The following is a 276-nucleotide window of genomic DNA, read 5'->3' as shown; positions in this document are numbered from 1 at the left end:
GGTTGCGTCCCTTAGTGTGGTGTAACGCTTGCTGATGGTGGATCCCGGAAAGTAGTGGGCGGCCACCGCCAGTTAGCCTTTCAACTCAACTACCACATCTCACCGAAAGGCCTATGACGATGACCGCTGCACCGTATTCTATCGACCCGACAACCTATCTGGATGATTTGCTGGCCCAAGCGTCTCCGGATTTGATGCGCCAGATGCTGCAAGGGTTTATCAACCAGATCCTCTCCGCCCAGGCTGACACCGTCTGCGGCGCCGAATACGGGGTTG

General features: G+C 56.5%; 1 pseudogene. It reads left to right on the top strand.

Annotated features, from left to right (window positions below):
- Positions 1-119 precede the first annotated feature (119 nt).
- Positions 120-276: pseudogene (locus HMPREF2678_RS10140) on the top strand (IS256 family transposase); the annotation flags it as partial.

Origin of the sequence: Corynebacterium sp. HMSC058E07 (genome assembly GCF_001809885.1) — a bacterium.
In the GTDB taxonomy this organism is placed as follows: domain Bacteria; phylum Actinomycetota; class Actinomycetes; order Mycobacteriales; family Mycobacteriaceae; genus Corynebacterium; species Corynebacterium macclintockiae.
The sequence above is the reverse complement of the archived record's forward strand: the minus strand, read 5'-3'. Positions and strand labels throughout refer to the sequence as shown.